This window comes from Moorena sp. (genome assembly GCF_982860115.1).
Genome location: NZ_CEYLVT010000182.1, coordinates 1 through 15,531, shown reverse-complemented (window position 1 = coordinate 15,531; position 15,531 = coordinate 1). Strand labels below are relative to the sequence as shown.

14 protein-coding genes and 1 tRNA gene are annotated in these 15,531 nt (G+C 44.1%); 9 read left to right on the top strand and 6 right to left on the bottom strand.

The window, feature by feature from the left end; translation table 11 throughout:
* Positions 1-65 precede the first annotated feature (65 nt).
* The gene (gene upp / locus AC4II3_RS24475; RefSeq protein WP_293070453.1) at positions 66-701 is read right to left on the bottom strand and encodes a uracil phosphoribosyltransferase; all 636 of its coding nucleotides are present in this window, start codon (positions 699-701) and stop codon (positions 66-68) included.
* 449 nt (positions 702-1,150) lie between these two features.
* Here upp and AC4II3_RS24470 point away from each other — a divergent pair, with 449 nt between their 5' ends.
* The 5 genes from AC4II3_RS24470 (at position 1,151) to AC4II3_RS24450 (ending at position 7,781) form a co-directional block, all read left to right on the top strand.
* Positions 1,151-2,866: an extracellular solute-binding protein gene (locus AC4II3_RS24470; RefSeq protein WP_488013590.1), complete on the top strand. Its 1,716-nt coding sequence runs from the start codon at positions 1,151-1,153 to the stop codon at positions 2,864-2,866.
* Between the two features lie 547 nt (positions 2,867-3,413).
* Positions 3,414-4,310, top strand: coding sequence for an ACP S-malonyltransferase (gene fabD / locus AC4II3_RS24465; RefSeq protein ID WP_488013592.1), 897 nt, complete (start codon positions 3,414-3,416; stop codon positions 4,308-4,310).
* A gap of 36 nt (positions 4,311-4,346) precedes the next feature.
* Positions 4,347-4,529, top strand: coding sequence for a hypothetical protein (locus AC4II3_RS24460; protein WP_490722910.1), 183 nt, complete (start codon positions 4,347-4,349; stop codon positions 4,527-4,529).
* Between the two features lie 645 nt (positions 4,530-5,174).
* Positions 5,175-5,771: a hypothetical protein gene (locus AC4II3_RS24455; protein ID WP_488013596.1), complete on the top strand. Its 597-nt coding sequence runs from the start codon at positions 5,175-5,177 to the stop codon at positions 5,769-5,771.
* A gap of 282 nt (positions 5,772-6,053) precedes the next feature.
* A complete protein-coding gene (locus tag AC4II3_RS24450; RefSeq protein ID WP_488013598.1) occupies positions 6,054-7,781 on the top strand; it encodes a DUF3685 domain-containing protein in 1,728 nt (575 codons plus the stop codon).
* A gap of 126 nt (positions 7,782-7,907) precedes the next feature.
* Here AC4II3_RS24450 and AC4II3_RS24445 read toward each other — a convergent pair whose 3' ends face one another.
* Positions 7,908-8,507: a hypothetical protein gene (locus AC4II3_RS24445; RefSeq protein WP_488013600.1), complete on the bottom strand. Its 600-nt coding sequence runs from the start codon at positions 8,505-8,507 to the stop codon at positions 7,908-7,910.
* A gap of 420 nt (positions 8,508-8,927) precedes the next feature.
* Between AC4II3_RS24445 and sbcC the strand changes: the two genes are divergently transcribed.
* Positions 8,928-11,948 carry an exonuclease subunit SbcC gene (gene sbcC / locus AC4II3_RS24440; RefSeq protein WP_488013602.1) on the top strand — a complete coding sequence of 1,007 codons (3,021 nt, stop codon included), beginning with the start codon at positions 8,928-8,930 and terminating at the stop codon, positions 11,946-11,948.
* Here the strand turns inward: sbcC and AC4II3_RS24435 are convergent.
* The 3 genes from AC4II3_RS24435 to AC4II3_RS24425 form a co-directional block, all read right to left on the bottom strand.
* A complete protein-coding gene (locus tag AC4II3_RS24435; RefSeq protein ID WP_488029599.1) occupies positions 11,927-12,103 on the bottom strand; it encodes a hypothetical protein in 177 nt (58 codons plus the stop codon). The two genes, sbcC and AC4II3_RS24435, sit on opposite strands and share 22 nt — an antisense overlap.
* 132 nt (positions 12,104-12,235) lie before the next feature.
* A complete protein-coding gene (locus tag AC4II3_RS24430) occupies positions 12,236-12,655 on the bottom strand; it encodes a DUF29 family protein (protein WP_488029598.1) in 420 nt (139 codons plus the stop codon).
* A gap of 592 nt (positions 12,656-13,247) precedes the next feature.
* Positions 13,248-13,934, bottom strand: coding sequence for a carbonic anhydrase (locus AC4II3_RS24425; RefSeq protein WP_488029596.1), 687 nt, complete (start codon positions 13,932-13,934; stop codon positions 13,248-13,250).
* A gap of 117 nt (positions 13,935-14,051) precedes the next feature.
* Between AC4II3_RS24425 and AC4II3_RS24420 the strand changes: the two genes are divergently transcribed.
* On the top strand, positions 14,052-14,315 hold the full coding sequence (locus tag AC4II3_RS24420; RefSeq protein ID WP_490722909.1) for a hypothetical protein: 264 nt from the start codon (positions 14,052-14,054) through the stop codon (positions 14,313-14,315).
* Positions 14,316-14,370: 55 nt separating this feature from the next.
* Here the strand turns inward: AC4II3_RS24420 and AC4II3_RS24415 are convergent.
* A tRNA-Ser gene (locus AC4II3_RS24415) sits at positions 14,371-14,457 on the bottom strand.
* 84 nt (positions 14,458-14,541) lie between these two features.
* Between AC4II3_RS24415 and AC4II3_RS24410 the strand changes: the two genes are divergently transcribed.
* Together AC4II3_RS24410 and AC4II3_RS24405 are read left to right on the top strand one after the other, a co-directional pair.
* Positions 14,542-14,910, top strand: coding sequence for a 2Fe-2S iron-sulfur cluster-binding protein (locus AC4II3_RS24410; protein ID WP_008178059.1), 369 nt, complete (start codon positions 14,542-14,544; stop codon positions 14,908-14,910).
* Between the two features lie 76 nt (positions 14,911-14,986).
* Positions 14,987-15,457, top strand: a complete 471-nt coding sequence (locus AC4II3_RS24405; RefSeq protein ID WP_490722908.1) for a thermonuclease family protein — start codon at positions 14,987-14,989, stop codon at positions 15,455-15,457.
* Positions 15,458-15,531 lie beyond the last annotated feature (74 nt).

Here is a 15,531-nt window from a genome sequence, read left to right as displayed (position 1 = left end):
TTTGCCTTTTGCCTTTTGCCTTTTGCCTTTTGCCTTTTGCCTTTTGCCTTTTGCCCTATATTAAATTACTTCGTACCATACAAGCGATCGCCTGCATCCCCAAGTCCTGGAACAATATAGCCATGGTGATCTAATTCTTGATCAATAGCCGCCGTGTAAATCACTACATCCGGATGCTGCTGTTGGAAATAGTCAAGCCCTTGCTGTGCTGCTAATAAGCACAGAAACTTAATGGACTTCGGGCTAACTTCCTTGAGTCGGTCAACAGCAGCAACGGCAGTATTACCTGTAGCTAACATCGGATCAACCACCAACACATCTCGCTGAGTCATATCATCGGGGAGTTTGAAATAATATTCTATGGGCACAAAGGTATGAGGGTCACGATACAAACCGATATGACCGACACGAGAGGATGGGATGAGTTCTAGAATACCATCTAACAGACCCTGTCCAGCTCGCATAATCGAGACAATCACCATCTTCTTTTCTGAAGCCAGCATCGGAGCTAGCATCGGGGAGATTGGTGTATTGATTGGTTCATACTTCAGGGGCAAATCCCTTGTTACCTCGTATGCCAACAATAACCCAACTTCTTTAAGGAGTTTACGAAATTTGGCTGTACTCGTTCCAGCCTGACGCATCAGGCTTAACTTATGCTGCACAAGGGGATGGTAAATTACTTTGACATTGTTGATCATCAGTGATTTATCATTATAGCAGTTTTCAATTGGGTGAGGTACATAGTCTTGGATTTTAGGGAACAGGGAACAGCGGATCTGGGAACAGGGAACAGCGGATCTGGGAACAGGGAACAGCGGATCTGGGAAAAAATCCTGTGTACCTGATTAGGCTATAAACCGCTATAGTAATTGGTAATTAGTGATTGGTGGCGACCTATTTGACTTTAACAGAAGATGAGACTATTTCAAAAATAAATGCTTACATAAGTAATTTGTATATGGCTAATTTTTATATAAAGTCGTGATTTAGCACTAATTATTCCAGCATAAATAATAATATTATAAGATTTTATGGTGATTGATGATAACACCATAAAATTCTGGCATCCTTATTTACTTCTGTTCCCTGTTCCCTGTTCCCTTTTTTAATCAATCCTCTGTTTACATCCCAACTAAAAATCTATATTATGAATACTAAATTATTGAATTATCAGCGGCTAATTCACCTGAGCACTACGTTGGGTATGCTTTTTCTAGGAGCTTGCACGGGAAAACCCAACCGTCTAACCCAGCAAAGCTTTGAGGTCAAATTCTTAGTAGGTAGCCCCTTAGGGCAATTCTGCGAGCAAGCAGCGGAGCAATTTAACCAACAACAGCCCAAATTAGCTAATGGCAAGGGGTTCTTTCTCAGCTGCGACACTAAAAGTAGTAGCGATGTGGTAACTAGTCTGACATCCCTGGCGCAACAACTAAAATCCCGTAGCCTTAAGCGTAATGGGCCAGAATTTCCTACCTTAGTTTCGGTGGATGGCGAAATCTATCATCGTCAGTTAATCGATCAGATCAATCAGATTTTTCCAGGGAAAGATTACATGGGAGAGATTACCGATGCGCCGTTGTTAGCCCATAGCCCCATGGTATTGATGACATCGGCAGAATTAGCCGATGGATTACGGCAGGTACCGGATTTGTACAAAGCCTTGGTGAATACCAAAACCCACCAGGAACTGGATCCCAATAGCCCTCAATTGCCCATTCACCTTGTTCACACTGCTCCTACTGGCTCCAATTCTGGTTTACAAACCTTAGTGGCTCAATTTGCCAGTGTATCTGGTAAACGACCAGAACAATTGACAGTAGCAGATGTGCAGGGTTATCAGACACAGATCCAAGGGATACAACGTAAAGTGATTCGCTATGGTGTCTCTACCAGTTCCTTGGCAAAGGACATGGTGAAGAATGGTTCCTTTTGGGCATCGATTGGTTCAGTGTACGAGTCCTCGGTGATTGCTGCAAATTCCAATCAGCAAGCTGGGCAAAGCCGCTATGAGGCAGTGTATCCCCAGGCCACCTTTACTTCCAATATGCGAGCAATTTTACCTAAAGCTCCTTGGGTAAGTAGACAGGAAAAGGCGGCTGCGCAACAGGTGATTGACTATTTGCGATCGCCTCAAGTCCAAAAAATTGCCACAGAACTTGGTTTAAGGCCAGGTGTACCAGAAGTGCCATTAGGTGCCAAGTTTTCTGCTCAATTCGGTGTTGACCCCAAGGCTAGATACGATTCCCTGGGTTCCCCTCAACCAGAGGTAGTGGCAGCAATGCTCAAGTCCTGGCAGGAATTTGCCAAAAAACCCTCACAAGTGGTGGTGCTGGTAAACTCTTCCAGTTCTATGTCGGAGAATAAATTAGCAGCGGTTAAAAAGACTTTGCGCGCATACATCGACAGTTTAGGACCAAAAGAGCAAATTGCCCTGATTGATTTTGATTCCGAGATTCGTCCACCAGTATTGGTAGATAGCACCCCTCAAGGACGCGATCGCGCTATGGCGTTTATTGTTAATCTCAACCCTGACGGGGGTAATCGGTTATATGATGCTGCCAAAGAAGCCCGTAACTGGTTACAAAACAATTACCGAGAGGGTGCCATTAATGCTGTGGTGATTTTGACCGATGGCGACGATTCTGATTCTAAGCTTCGTCTTGAGCAACTGTTTCAAGAACTGGAAAAAAGTGGCTTTTCCAGCGAGAAGCGAATTGCCTTTTTCACTATTGGTTACGGTAACGAAGGAGACTTTAATCCTAAAGTACTAGCACAAATTGCTGAATTTAATTGGGGATACTACCGTCAAGGGGATCCATCAACTATTTCTCAATTAATGGCAGATTTAAAACTAGAGTTTTAAAACTATGAACTATTAATTATGACGTATTAATTGATAATGATTTACTCTAAATTATAGGGCGTTGCGTAATAATGGAATGATTTGAATAGTTTTGTGGAATGGACATCATGCCTGGAATGGGCATCTTGCCCGTTATATCATGTCAGAATAATTACCCTGTCTTGATGCAGTCGCTCATGGGGGTTTCCCCCAAGACCGCTTAGGTGCGCTTTCCGTTGGCGAATTAAATTCGCCACGGGTCGCACCTCTGCATCGCTTAATAAAAATCTCCCTATCTCCCCATCTCCCCACACCTCCCACTCTCTGTTTAATTATGGGTATTCAACCAGACTTGATATTACAATCTGCGGGCAGGCAGGATGCCCACCCCACTGATATTCATTCAAAGATTCAGCAATGCACCGGATAAATGACGGTAAACACAATCAACACTCAGGAGTCGGCACTCAGCAATCAGCGCACTTGAGATAATTAAAACCAATCAGACCACCAAATCGTACAGCTATAGCAGATAATTGATTCTTGACGGCCAATAAATAATAAATAAATGATAAAGACTGCATGGGTGTTTCCCGGGCAAGGTTCCCAGGCACCAGGTATGGGAGTTGACTTATTAGAGTTGCCCTCTGCAAAGGTTAAGTTTAAGCAAGCTGAGGAAATTTTAGGCTGGTCTGTCCTAGATATTTGTCAAGGGGAGTCCGATCAGTTATCTCAAACCCTCTACACTCAACCTGCCTTATACGTAGTTGAGAGTATCCTGGCTGATCTGCTCATGGAACAAGGGGAACGACCCAATCTAGTAGCCGGTCACAGTTTGGGAGAATATGTTGCCCTCTACACTGCCAGGGTATTTAACTTTGAGGCAGGGCTACGCCTAGTCCAACATCGGGCTAAATTGATGGATAGTGCAACTGAAGGCATGATGGTTGCTCTGATTGGCTTCAAACGCCTAGAACTTGAAGAAAAAATCCAGCAGATACAGGATGTTGTTATTGCTAATGATAACAGTCCTGCTCAAGTGGTAATTTCAGGTAGACCAACAGCAGTTCAGGATTTGCTGAGTCAGATTAAAGTGAAACGGGCTGTTCCTCTAAAAGTGTCCGGTGCCTTTCATTCTCCCTTAATGGCTCAAGCAGCAGCTCAGTTCCAGGAACTCTTGCTGTCTGTCCCCTTTGCTGATGCCCAGGTACCAGTATTATCGAATGTGGACCCTGTACCCACGGTAGAGGCAGCTACCTTAAAACATCAACTCCAGTCTCAAATTACTGGTTCAGTACGATGGCGAGAAATTTCTCTGAGGCTACCAGTGGAAGGGATTGAGAAAGTGGTGGAAGTCGGACCAGGTAAGGTGCTGACTGGCTTAATTAAACGGATGTGTCCGAAGTTAATTTTAGAAAACGTTAATAGCATTGCTGATCTGCGGCAGTGCTTAGCCGTAGGCTAACTCGAAGCCCTAAGCTCGACCTGATTCATGTCTTCGATGGCGGCGCGATCCTCTTTGAAGCGCCGCTTTGATAGTTATCAGGGTGTAGGGATGGCAAATGTGGCAAGTGTGGGGAGATGGGGAGATGGAGAGATGGGAGCGATTTTTATTAAGCGATGCAGCGCGGTCTTGGGGGTTTCCCCCACTCGCTATTGCATCAAGACAGGGTCATTATCCTGAGATGATATGAGGAGCGCTCCGGCCAGGGCAAGCCCATCTAAATTCTAGAAGCCTTACTCAGAAGCGATGCAGAGGTGCGACCCGTGGCGAATTTAATAATTAGATGCGCTTTCCGCATCTAACAAAGATTGCAAAATTAATAAGCAAAAATACTTATTCGATCAATCTCATATCCAGAGGTGCGCTTGACCTTGGCGAATTTAATTCGCCAAGGTCAAGCGCACCTATAGGCATTTCACGCATCAGATGGGAATACCGCTGCATATCGCTTAAATCCAGAACCATTAGGTTTTTTTTAGTTTCTCAAACTTACCTAACATTCTTGATTGAGTCGCTTTTGAAATCGGAAAAATATGAGAAAATGCAAAATCACAGAGTAAATAGGTAAGTCAGTTGACATTCGATGGCTCGAAAAGGTCTATGGATTGGTGGTCTTTAGACAAAAAATCAACCACTGTTTCCTTATGCCTAGCAAACTGACTTGTGCTGACTTACCCCTGACCAGTCTAAGACTTTTATCCAACGGGTTTTGGTTAGGGGAAAGGGTTAGCTAAATCAGCATTTTTATAGCTGATTTATTTGCCCTATTTATTGTTTTAACAATATTACTAAAACAAATCACTTTTATTTCCAAAGGAGTTGCCCATGCTTGAAATAATGAGTATTCACAAAGCTGATGAAATAAGTCAAATAAAAAAAACAAAAACTGGAATGATTACTGGCAAAATGGAACTCATTATAAAAATTCATGAATTGCCTACAGTAAAAACTGTTAAAAACGGCTGGCAGGAATTTAATGTTGATTGTGATGGCACGATTTTTACGATTAAGGTCAAACCCAAAGTTTGGAAAAAAATCACGACTGCTAATGAGATGTATTCCATGTGGGTCGCTGTTATTACTGGCAAACTGGGAGCGAAAATTAACAAAGGGTTTCGGGTAGAGCAACCAGGCATTCAAGTATTTGAGAAAAAACCCAAAGCACCAAAACCAGATAAAGCACAGCTAGCCCAATCACAGGAACAGCTAGACCAATCACAGGAGCAGCTACAGGAACAGCTAGCCCAATCACAGGCACAGCTAGCCCAATCACAGGAGCAGCTACAGGAACAGCTAGACCAATCACAGGAACAGCTACAGGAGCAGCTAGACCAATCACAGGAGCAGCTACAAGCTCAATCACAGGAACAGCTACAGGAGCAGCTAGCCCAATCACAGGAACAGCTACAAGCACAAGCCTAAGCAAAGACCAAGAATTGGGTATTAAACTGATTTAATCTCAACAGTTATTATCAAATTTCGTTAATCGTTAATTGAGAATTAATAATTTTAAATTAACGATTAACGATTAACAATTAACAATGAAGAATTAACAATTTTCCTGGATTCCTGCTCCAGCGGATCGGTTCCTCAGCCCCCAAGCCACAAAAGCTAATGTTATGCTAGCTTAAATGGCTAATTGTTCATAGTGTTCATTGGTTGACAGGGTTTAGCCATGAGCCATTTCCTATAGGCTATCTCCATATGAGCGATCGCATAACTCATATCCTTCTGATTGATGATGACCCAGTATTCCGATTGGGTCTAAGGACTGCCTTGCAAGCCTTCCAGGATCTGCTAGTTGTAGCTGAGGCTGATACTGGCACAGAAGCCTTATCAAGATTAGCGGCACTAGAGGGGACTAACTCCGTGGATGTGGCAATTTTGGAAGTAGGTTTAGGTCGCCCTAATTCAAATCAAGAGGTAACCTTATCAGGATTACCACTGTGTCAGGGATTACGGCGGGAGTACCCTAACTTGGCAATTTTACTACTGACCAGGGAATCTAAACCCACTGTGCTAGCAGCAGCTCAAGCATTGGGTGTCAATGGGTATTGCCCCAAAGGAGTAGCGATCGCTACCATTGTTGAAGCCATTGGTCAAATTGTTGAGGGTCAATCCTATTGGCAGACACTGTCTAGCTTACCTACTGTATCCTATAAAGCTGCAGGTTTTGCTCCCTGGTATCAACAGTGGCGTAACTCAGGATTCCAACAATTTGAAACGGCTTTAGCCCATGTCAATAGTCAGCTGCAAAATCCTCGTCTTTCCAATTGGGATTGGCTGTTTTGGACTGGACGCCGTCGAGAACTGTTGGTAGCCCGTTGGCTGGCGGATCAGCTATTACCCGCTAGCGTGATTCTGGTGGAACCGTCACGGGAGAGTTCCTTAGTCCCAATGCCTAAACCGGAAAGCTCACTGACTGTTGCGCCAAAGGCTCAATCCCAGCTTAGCCCTAAGGCACCACTAGTTGAGCGGAGAGTTGAGCGGACAATGGTAAAACTTCAATCTGGTTTATCCAACCTCTCTGGTGTTCCCCTAGAACTTGACATTCTCCAAGTAGAGAAAAGAGCAGAGTTACTTGGTTTAGTCTTCCAAACCTTTGAAGCGCTGATTGAAGATTTGCGCTTGTCTCAAGTAACACCGGAACAGTTACCTCACAAGCAACAGCTGATTCTGAAAGACCTGTGGGAAGCATCAGTAACAGATTTCTTCGGTAAGTATTATACCTTGTACACGGAAAATACTCAACTAGAAGTTGTCACTATTTTGGTGGGTAACTATCCCATCGTAAAAAAAGAAATTCTTGATAAAATTCCTCTAGTTATTGATTTATTATATCATCGGCTATTTGACAGCTCATTAATAATTGATAATGTCTCCTATCCCGCCCACACCCCCGAAGCAATTCAACGGTCAGAACTTATCCTGGACAATTTAATTATCCAAATTGCTAATGGGGTGATTCAACCGTTATTAAATCAATTGGCAGATGTAGAAAGTATTAAGGTAAATTTTTATCATCAAAATTTAATGTCATCTCGGGAAATTGCCCGATTTCGCAATAATCTCTCCTGGCGATATCGCCAAGATAAACTATTTGGTGAGCCACAAGCAATTTTCGAGAGTCGATATGATTTATTTATCCTAACTGACACTGGCATTAAACAAACCAGTATCTATGCTCCTCGGCGTCGGGAATTAGAACGGCTACGAGGTTTTCAGCTAGCTGTGACGTTAGCCTATGAGCTACGGGATGCTCTTTCTCCCCGTGTGCAAGCCGCTGTTACTTGGATTGGTAATGGTGTGGTGTATGTCTTAACCCAAATCTTTGGTAGAAGTATTGGTCTAGTAGTTCGTGGTGTAATTCAGGGCATTGGTAGCAGCGTCCAAGAGGCCAGGTTTGGGAAAAATCCTGGACGTGGGAAGTAGGGAAAGACAGGGAAGAGGGGAAAGTAAAAAAATACAATTACATCCGGCATTGGGACTGATTCAACCCTCCCCACCTAAACAATTTTAAAAAACAATTTTATAAGCCCCTGCCTCTAGGCATAGGTTTTATGACTCATTCACAGCCACACCCTTTTTGCCATTACTCTCAGTATGCTCTACTACCTCCGATCCTAGAGGATTAGCTTGATGCTGAGATGGTGGCAAAGCGGGTTCTAGTATTTCCCAAGCTTCTTTGGCAATGGGCAGATACTGATCGTGAGCGGCTTTAGCTTCAGCAAATTTTGTTAAGGTTTTGGCAAAATTTCTATCCGTTGCCAGTTTCATATGTTCCGGTGTCAGGGGGTCTGGGGAAAATAAGGCTTCGATCACTGGCCGTAATTCCACGGCTTGTTGGTAAGCTTGTTCCAAATTGACCCTTAAACTTGCTAAAGATGCGATCGCTTTTACTGACTGAATAATCTCTGCTTCCTCACCATCTGTATCACTGGTACCTAGTGGCTCAACTAAAATCAAATCGTCAGCACTCAAGCCATCGGCAAAGCTATCCTCATTGACCGTAGTGTCTTCTGAGTCTTCCATGCGCCGTTGAATCTCTTCCAGGGCTTTGGTTCTGTTTCTGGCATTGTCGGTTCTGCCTGGCACTTCAACGATGAAGCCGAGTTCCTTTAAATCCTTGGTTGTATATTGCACCGTAGCTTTTGACATAATGTTTACCCTAGTTTCGGTATCCGATTAGATTAATCCTACTTAGATTTATAGTACGCCTGATCGAGTTCCCCATGGAACATGGTTCCAAAACCGCAATGGCGTAAGCTATCAGCTATCAGCTATCAGTTCTCAGCTCTCAGCTCTCAGCCATTGGCCAACGGCTGACGGCTGACGGCTGACGGCTAAAGGCTGACCACTGACCACTGACCGCTGACCGCTGATGGCTGACCACTGATGGCTGAATACTGATAGCTGATGGTCTAGCTAAGAATTTTTGCTTACTAACTATTTATTAACTTTTGTAAAAATGAGCGTTCAAGACCTACAAAACTGATATAGACGTCGTTAAACTAAGCAAAGTGTGTGATTATACTTAATTTGATCAAGTATTAACGGTGTGAGGTTTGTGGAGCCTAGATGATTCCTATCCAACTAACTCTAAAAAACTTCCTCAGCTACCGCGACGCAACTCTAGACTTTCGCGGTCTTCACACTGCCTGTATTTGTGGTCAGAATGGAGCAGGGAAATCGTCCCTGCTAGAAGCCATTACCTGGGCAATTTGGGGACAAAGCCGTGTTGCTTCGGAAAACGATGTCATCAATACTGGGGCGAAGGAAGTCCGAGTGGACTTTATTTTTCAAAATAATCAACAAACCCATCGAATTATTCGGACTCGCCACCGAAAACAGGGGAGTTGCCTAGAGTTTCAAGTGGAAACACCAGATGGTTTTAAGTCTTTAAGCCAGAAAGGAGTACGAGCAACTCAATTATTAATAATAGCGAATCTGAAGCTAGATTACGATACCTTTATCAACTCATCTTACCTGCGTCAAGGTCGAGCCGATGAGTTTATGGTCAGGCGTCCCAGTGAACGGAAACAAATTCTGGCAGATTTGCTCAAACTAGACCAGTACGAAAAATTGGCAGACCAGGCAAAGGATTTGTCAAAGCAGTTGAAAGGTCAAGTAGAACAGCTAGACCAAAGTTTGCAGGGTATTAAAGAACAACTGGGAGAACGGGATGCGATCGCAAAGGAAACAGCTACCCTGGAAACTGCCTTAAACCAGCTGCAACAAGACCAAGACCAAGACGCCCAACAACTCAAACAACTACAAGCCATTGGACATCAGCGGACTAGCTGGGAACAACAACTGAACTTTGTGAGGACACAATATCGTAATCTTACTCAAGATTGCGATCGCATACAACAAGACATTGCTACTGCTGTTGCCCAACAAGAACAACTCTCTAAACTACTCTCTCAAGACCAACAAATTACGGCTGGTTATGCCGAATACCTCCAGCTACAAGAACAAGAAGAAACTCTTGCCGCCAAATTACAGACTTATCAAAAAGCGCAACAGCAACGACAACAACTCCAACAGCAGCTTAATCAAGACATTAATCAACATAATCTGCAAATTCGTGATATCCAAGCTCAACTAGAAGCCTTAGGTACTCAAGAGCAAGAGATTCAAGATACCCTCTCCCGTTCAGGGGAAGTTGCTACAGCCCTGGCAAAACTTAACCAAGCTCGTGAACGGCTCAAGCAGCTAGATAATTTACAACTAGAAGTCTCTCCCTTGTTGCAACGTTGTGGGTCTATCCAAAGCGAACTTGACCGGGTTCAAGCCAGACTCAGTGCCAAATTAGAAGAACTGGTTTCTTCTGAGAAACAGTTATCCCAGCAAGTAGCAACAACACCTCAGCTCAGACAGGCCGCACTTCAGTTAGAGGCTGAACTTGGAGAATTAGAGAAAAAGCGGGTCTACCTGTCTCGGTTACAGGACAAAGGACTAGAACGTCGAGGCTTTCGAGAACGCCTCCACGAAAACCAACGTCGCTATGAAAAATTACTGGGGGAACTGACCCAAAAAATCCAATTGCTGCAAGTTCAGAACGCAGTTTGTCCCTTATGCGAGCAGCCTCTAGATGCAGCCCATTCTGACCGGGTGATTCAGAAAACCACTGCTGAGCACAAGGATGTTCAAGATCAATTCTGGGTAGTACGAGAGCAGCTAACCGTTTGTGAACGAGAACTTCAGGTGTTGCGCCATGAATACTCCCAAATTTCCCAACAACTCTCTCCTTATGAACAGTTGCTCGAACAACGGGGACAACTAGCAGCACAACTAGAAGCTACCGACGAAGTTTATGACCGACTCTATGAAGTATCTGAAGAAAAGAAAGAACTGGAACAATCCCTTACTATTCGTGCTTATGGGGTAGAGTTACACGCAGAACTCAGGCAACTCGACCTCCGAGTCCAACAGCTCAACTACGATGAACAAACCCATGCTCTAGCACGGGGGGACGTTGACCGCTGGCGCTGGGCTGAAATCCACTCGGCTAAGCTAGAAGAAGCACGGCGGCGTCAGAAAAAAATTGATGCCCAGAAACCACAGCTGCAAGGAAAGCTGGATAGTCTTCAAGGCTCAGTGCATCAGTTACAAACCAATTCCCCGTTGAAGCAGCAATTGGATCAGCTGGATAGATACATAGCTGAGATTGGCTATAACTTGGATGCTCATAATCAGATTAGAGCCTCGTTGCGTCAAGCCCAATCTTGGCAACTGCCTTATCAGGAATTACAAACCGCCCAAGAGCAAAATCCCCAAGTCGGTCAACGCTTGGCAAGCCTAACTCAAAGCCTCCAGAGCAGACGCTGTAATCTCAAGGAGGTTAATACACAAATTGAAGACATTGTCAAGCAAATGGAACAAAGTCCTGATGTCACTAGGGACATCCAAGCCTTAGAACAGGGGATGAAGCAGCGCCGACAACAAATGGATAAACAACTATCCCAGCAGGGGCGTCTCCAACAACGGTTGCAGCAACTGGAATCCCTACAAAGTCAGTATCAACAGCAACTCGAAAAGCTGCAACAACTCCAGCGGCAATATCGGGTGCATCAGGAATTAGCGATCGCATTTGGCAAAAATGGCATCCAGGCTCTCATGATAGAGAATATTTTGCCTCAACTAGAAGCCCAAAGCAATCAAATTTTGGCTAGACTGACTGGGAATCAGTTACACATCCAAATTGTTACCCAAAAGGCCGGGAGTCGGTCTTCTAAGAAAAAAACCAAACTAATTGATACCTTAGATATTTTAATTGCTGATGCCAGTGGGACTCGACCTTATGAAACCTATTCCGGTGGTGAAGCATTCCGGATTAATTTTGCCATTCGTCTGGCATTAGCACAACTGTTGGCCCAACGCTCAGGCACATCCTTACAAATGTTGATTGTGGATGAGGGGTTTGGCACCCAAGATGCCGAGGGGTGTGAGCGATTGATTGCAGCAATTAATGCGATCGCATCCGATTTTGCTTGTATTTTAACCGTGACTCATATGCCTCAGTTTAAAGAAGCCTTTCAGACCAGGATTGAAGTATCTAAGACATCCCTTGGCTCTCAGTTAAGTTTATCGATGTGATCAATCCTAATATTTGTAGCAAAGGGAACAGGGAGTAGGGAGTAGGGAGTAGGGAGTAGGGAGTAGGGAGTAGGGAGTAGGGAGTAGGGAATAGGGAATAGGGCATCAATAATGATAACAATTCCTAAATGGATTGCTAATAACTGATATAGCACTACGCATTAAAAGGAGATTGATACAAGTAGCAAAAGCTGTTCTAGTAAGCTATTGCCTATTGCCTATTGCCTATTGCCTATTGCCTATTGCCTAGCGCTATAGCTGATAGCGTAGCGCTATAGCTGATAGCCCTACAAAATCAACTCCATTGCTGTTTTTATAATTTCCTCCCGCTCCACCATTTTGGCAATTTCTTCAGCTTCATAACTTCCTTCAAATGCTTCTAATGAAGCGCGGTCTAGTGCGGATTCATAGGCATCTTCTAACGTTTCTAATAATTCCTCTTCCGTTAGATAAGTTCCTTTAGCCTTGTGGCGCTTATTAGTTCGTTGAATTTGTTTAACAGAATTACGGATTGATACTTCCCAAGATTTAGTCGTCCGTTTCTCAGCCGCTTTTTTGATTAGATGTAACAGCAGAATAATTCCATAGCTAAATAGTTTATTCAGTTTATCCGATTTGCTCATCTCCTCCAATTCTTCAATCAGTTCCAGGGCTTCAGGGATTTTGCCTTCGTAGAGTAATTCCTTGAGAGTCATTAATTCTTCCATTCGCTATTCTTCCTCCGCTTTTCAATTTCCCCGTCGCGACTATAGCGGTTTATACCCTAATTAGGTACACAGGATTTTTTCCCTCTTGTATCTTCCCTATTATCTCTTCCCTACTCCCTACTCCCTACTCCCTACTCCCTACTCCCCTTAACCCATTACCCATGACCAAAAGAACCGTAAAATTGCCCAATGTCCCCAATTAGGCTATTCAACTAATTCCGCAATTATACGGTTATCGTAATCCTGAAATAGCTTTTACTATAGTAATATCAAAACCGAAATCTCGAAACTATAATAGAGGCTGTTATAGTCGAGCTAGTTTCGGATATTGTGTTGACTAACGTTATAAAGACGGTAGGACAATAACTAGTCCAACGGGAATAAGCTATCAGGGCATCTACACATAGGGTTGCAAATAGGTTGTTGTAAACTAAGAAGCTGATTTAACTGTTGGCTGTAAACTGTTGACGACTTACTGACAACAGTTTACCAGAGGCTAAGAGTAAAAATGATGCTAATTGGATTATAGCACCTCTAAGCAGGGTAGCATCTACTTTTTTTTTTCGCTTATTATTATCACTTAGATTAGAGTTTATTCCGGAGAACCTTTATAAATTCTTGCTTGCTGCTGAGGTGTTATCCATGCTCCTCTTGAAAACTGGGTTTGAGGGGGTACAAATTGCTTTTGCAGTGGACTATATTCCAGAACCTCTCCCGTTTCTATCTTATAGACCCAGCCATGAAGCCGAATTTCCTCACTTCTGAGTCGAGATTGAATAACTGGGTAAGTACGTAAATTTTGTAGCTGGTTAAGGACGTTTTCCTCCACCGCCCCATTCAGGAGTTCGTCACCTTCATAGTCTTGATAGTGTTCTTTGATAATCCGGCGAGTAGCTTCGGCATGCTTGAGCCATTGGTAAACGGCTGGCATGTCCTCTTCTAGCTTGTCGATTTTCAGTAAACCTTTCATCGCTCCACAGCGATAGTGACCGCATACGATAATTTCATTAATGCCTAAGGCATAAATAGCATACTCTACTGCTGCTGGTTCACCGCCATTACTTGCTCCATAAGGCGGTATGATATTCCCGGCATTGCGGATAATGAACATTTCACCAGGCTCAGTTTGAGTAATCAGACTCGGGTCAATTCGAGAATCTGAACAGGTAATGAATAGTACCCTGGGATGCTGCCCGTGAGACAGTAACTCAAATAGGTCTCGGTGGCTCTCGAAGTAATTGGTCTGGAATCGATGCAGACCTTGAATCAACTGCTTCATTTAAGGCTTACAGCTAGATGCTCGCGTATTGGTATCTTAATTATTTTATAAGGAATAGCCCTCTTATACCGAGTTGCATTCAAAGATAGTAGATTGCTTGGATAGGGAGATAGGGAGATGGGGAGATGGGGAGATGGGGAGATGGGGAGATGGGGAGATGGGGAGATAGGGGGAACAGAAAGTTGTACGTTTGACCGCAACTTGGTAATAAATGACTTTTGGGTTTGTATTTCGGTAAGCTATCAGCATATGCGCATTCGCGCACGCTACGCGAACAGCCATCAGCTATCAGCGATCAGTTATCAGTTATCAGTTATCAGCTTATGGGTTAGATCACAGGCTAGAAGCCTGTGCCACGCTAAGCTAACAGCTAAAGGCTGACGGCTGACCGCTGACGGCTGAATGCTGACCGCTGATAGTATTGATTGAATCGGTACGGAGAGGGAGGGATTCGAACCCTCGTTAGAGTTACCCCTAAACAGCATTTCCAGTGCTGCGCCTTCAACCACTCGGCCACCTCTCCAGGTAAAGTATTCAGTTGGAGCTTTGAATTTTTCTCAACTCATCGCCCGATTTCTTATTATACAGAAAAATATATAGGAAGTCAATGACTCAATCGTACACCATTCAGATTCATAATCGCCAAACTGGTGCTAAGCACAAGGTAAACGTGCCAACAGACCGCTATATCTTGCATTCCGCAGAAAACCAAGGTGTAGAGCTACCCTTTGCCTGCCGCAATGGAGCCTGTACCACTTGCGCAGTGCGAGTGTTGGCAGGAAAAGTCTACCAACCGGAAGCCATGGGACTATCTCCACAATTGCGGGAGCAAGGCTATGCTCTATTGTGTGTGAGTTATCCCCGGTCAGACCTAGAGGTAGAGACTCAGGATGAAGATGAAGTGTATGAACTTCAGTTCGGTCGATATTTTGCTAAAGGCAAGGTTCGGTTTGGGCTGCCACTGGATGAAGATTAGGACAATAGCAGAGCAGAGGTACAGTAGAGCGGGTAGCCTGCTTAGTTGCTTTCTGCTCTTCCTCGGGGGTTGCCAATTGACCAATGTCCCCAACCAGACTAGTGCTCAAGTGCAACAGGTGATCAGTGGACACACGGTGGATGTGTTGATCACCAATCAAGATCCACCATTAATGGCACGAATCCGGATGATTGGCATACAGGCACCAAGCTGGAAACAAAAGCCTTGGGGAGATCAGGCCAAAACCTGTTTACAGAAGATGCTTAGTGAAACTAGTGATCAACAATCGGTTATGTTAGAGCTCGATGTAGAGGAACAAGACCGCTATAGTCGCTGGTTAGCCTATGTATGGGTAGATGGTGTGTTGGTCAATGAGCAGTTGGTAGCTAAGGGCTGTGCCTTAGCTTCACCCCTAGCCCCCAATAACAAATATGATCATAAAATCGCCCGTGCTCAAGAATACGCCAGAATTATGGGCTATGGGATTTGGAACCCAGATCAGCCTTTGCGCTTGACACCAGCAGAATTTCGCCGTCAAAATCCTTAGTGGTTATTAGTTATTAGTCATCAGCTATCAGCGGTCAGCGATTAGCGCTACGCGCACGCTACTTGAGGTGCTAT

Bases quoted from the DNA above. Each gene is read 5' to 3' on its own strand.
- AC4II3_RS24460 (WP_490722910.1), top strand. From the start codon at position 4,347: ATGGCGGCGCGATCCTCTTTGAAGCGCCGCTTTGATAGTTATCAGGGT.
- sbcC (WP_488013602.1), top strand. From the start codon at position 8,928: ATGATTCCTATCCAACTAACTCTAAAAAACTTCCTCAGCTACCGCGAC.
- AC4II3_RS24470 (WP_488013590.1), top strand. From the start codon at position 1,151: ATGAATACTAAATTATTGAATTATCAGCGGCTAATTCACCTGAGCACT.
- AC4II3_RS24420 (WP_490722909.1), top strand. From the start codon at position 14,052: ATGGGGAGATGGGGAGATGGGGAGATGGGGAGATGGGGAGATGGGGAG.
- AC4II3_RS24425 (WP_488029596.1), bottom strand. From the start codon at position 13,934: ATGAAGCAGTTGATTCAAGGTCTGCATCGATTCCAGACCAATTACTTC.
- AC4II3_RS24455 (WP_488013596.1), top strand. From the start codon at position 5,175: ATGCTTGAAATAATGAGTATTCACAAAGCTGATGAAATAAGTCAAATA.
- AC4II3_RS24445 (WP_488013600.1), bottom strand. From the start codon at position 8,507: ATGTCAAAAGCTACGGTGCAATATACAACCAAGGATTTAAAGGAACTC.
- upp (WP_293070453.1), bottom strand. From the start codon at position 701: ATGATCAACAATGTCAAAGTAATTTACCATCCCCTTGTGCAGCATAAG.
- AC4II3_RS24450 (WP_488013598.1), top strand. From the start codon at position 6,054: ATGAGCGATCGCATAACTCATATCCTTCTGATTGATGATGACCCAGTA.
- AC4II3_RS24410 (WP_008178059.1), top strand. From the start codon at position 14,542: ATGACTCAATCGTACACCATTCAGATTCATAATCGCCAAACTGGTGCT.
- fabD (WP_488013592.1), top strand. From the start codon at position 3,414: ATGATAAAGACTGCATGGGTGTTTCCCGGGCAAGGTTCCCAGGCACCA.
- AC4II3_RS24430 (WP_488029598.1), bottom strand. From the start codon at position 12,655: ATGGAAGAATTAATGACTCTCAAGGAATTACTCTACGAAGGCAAAATC.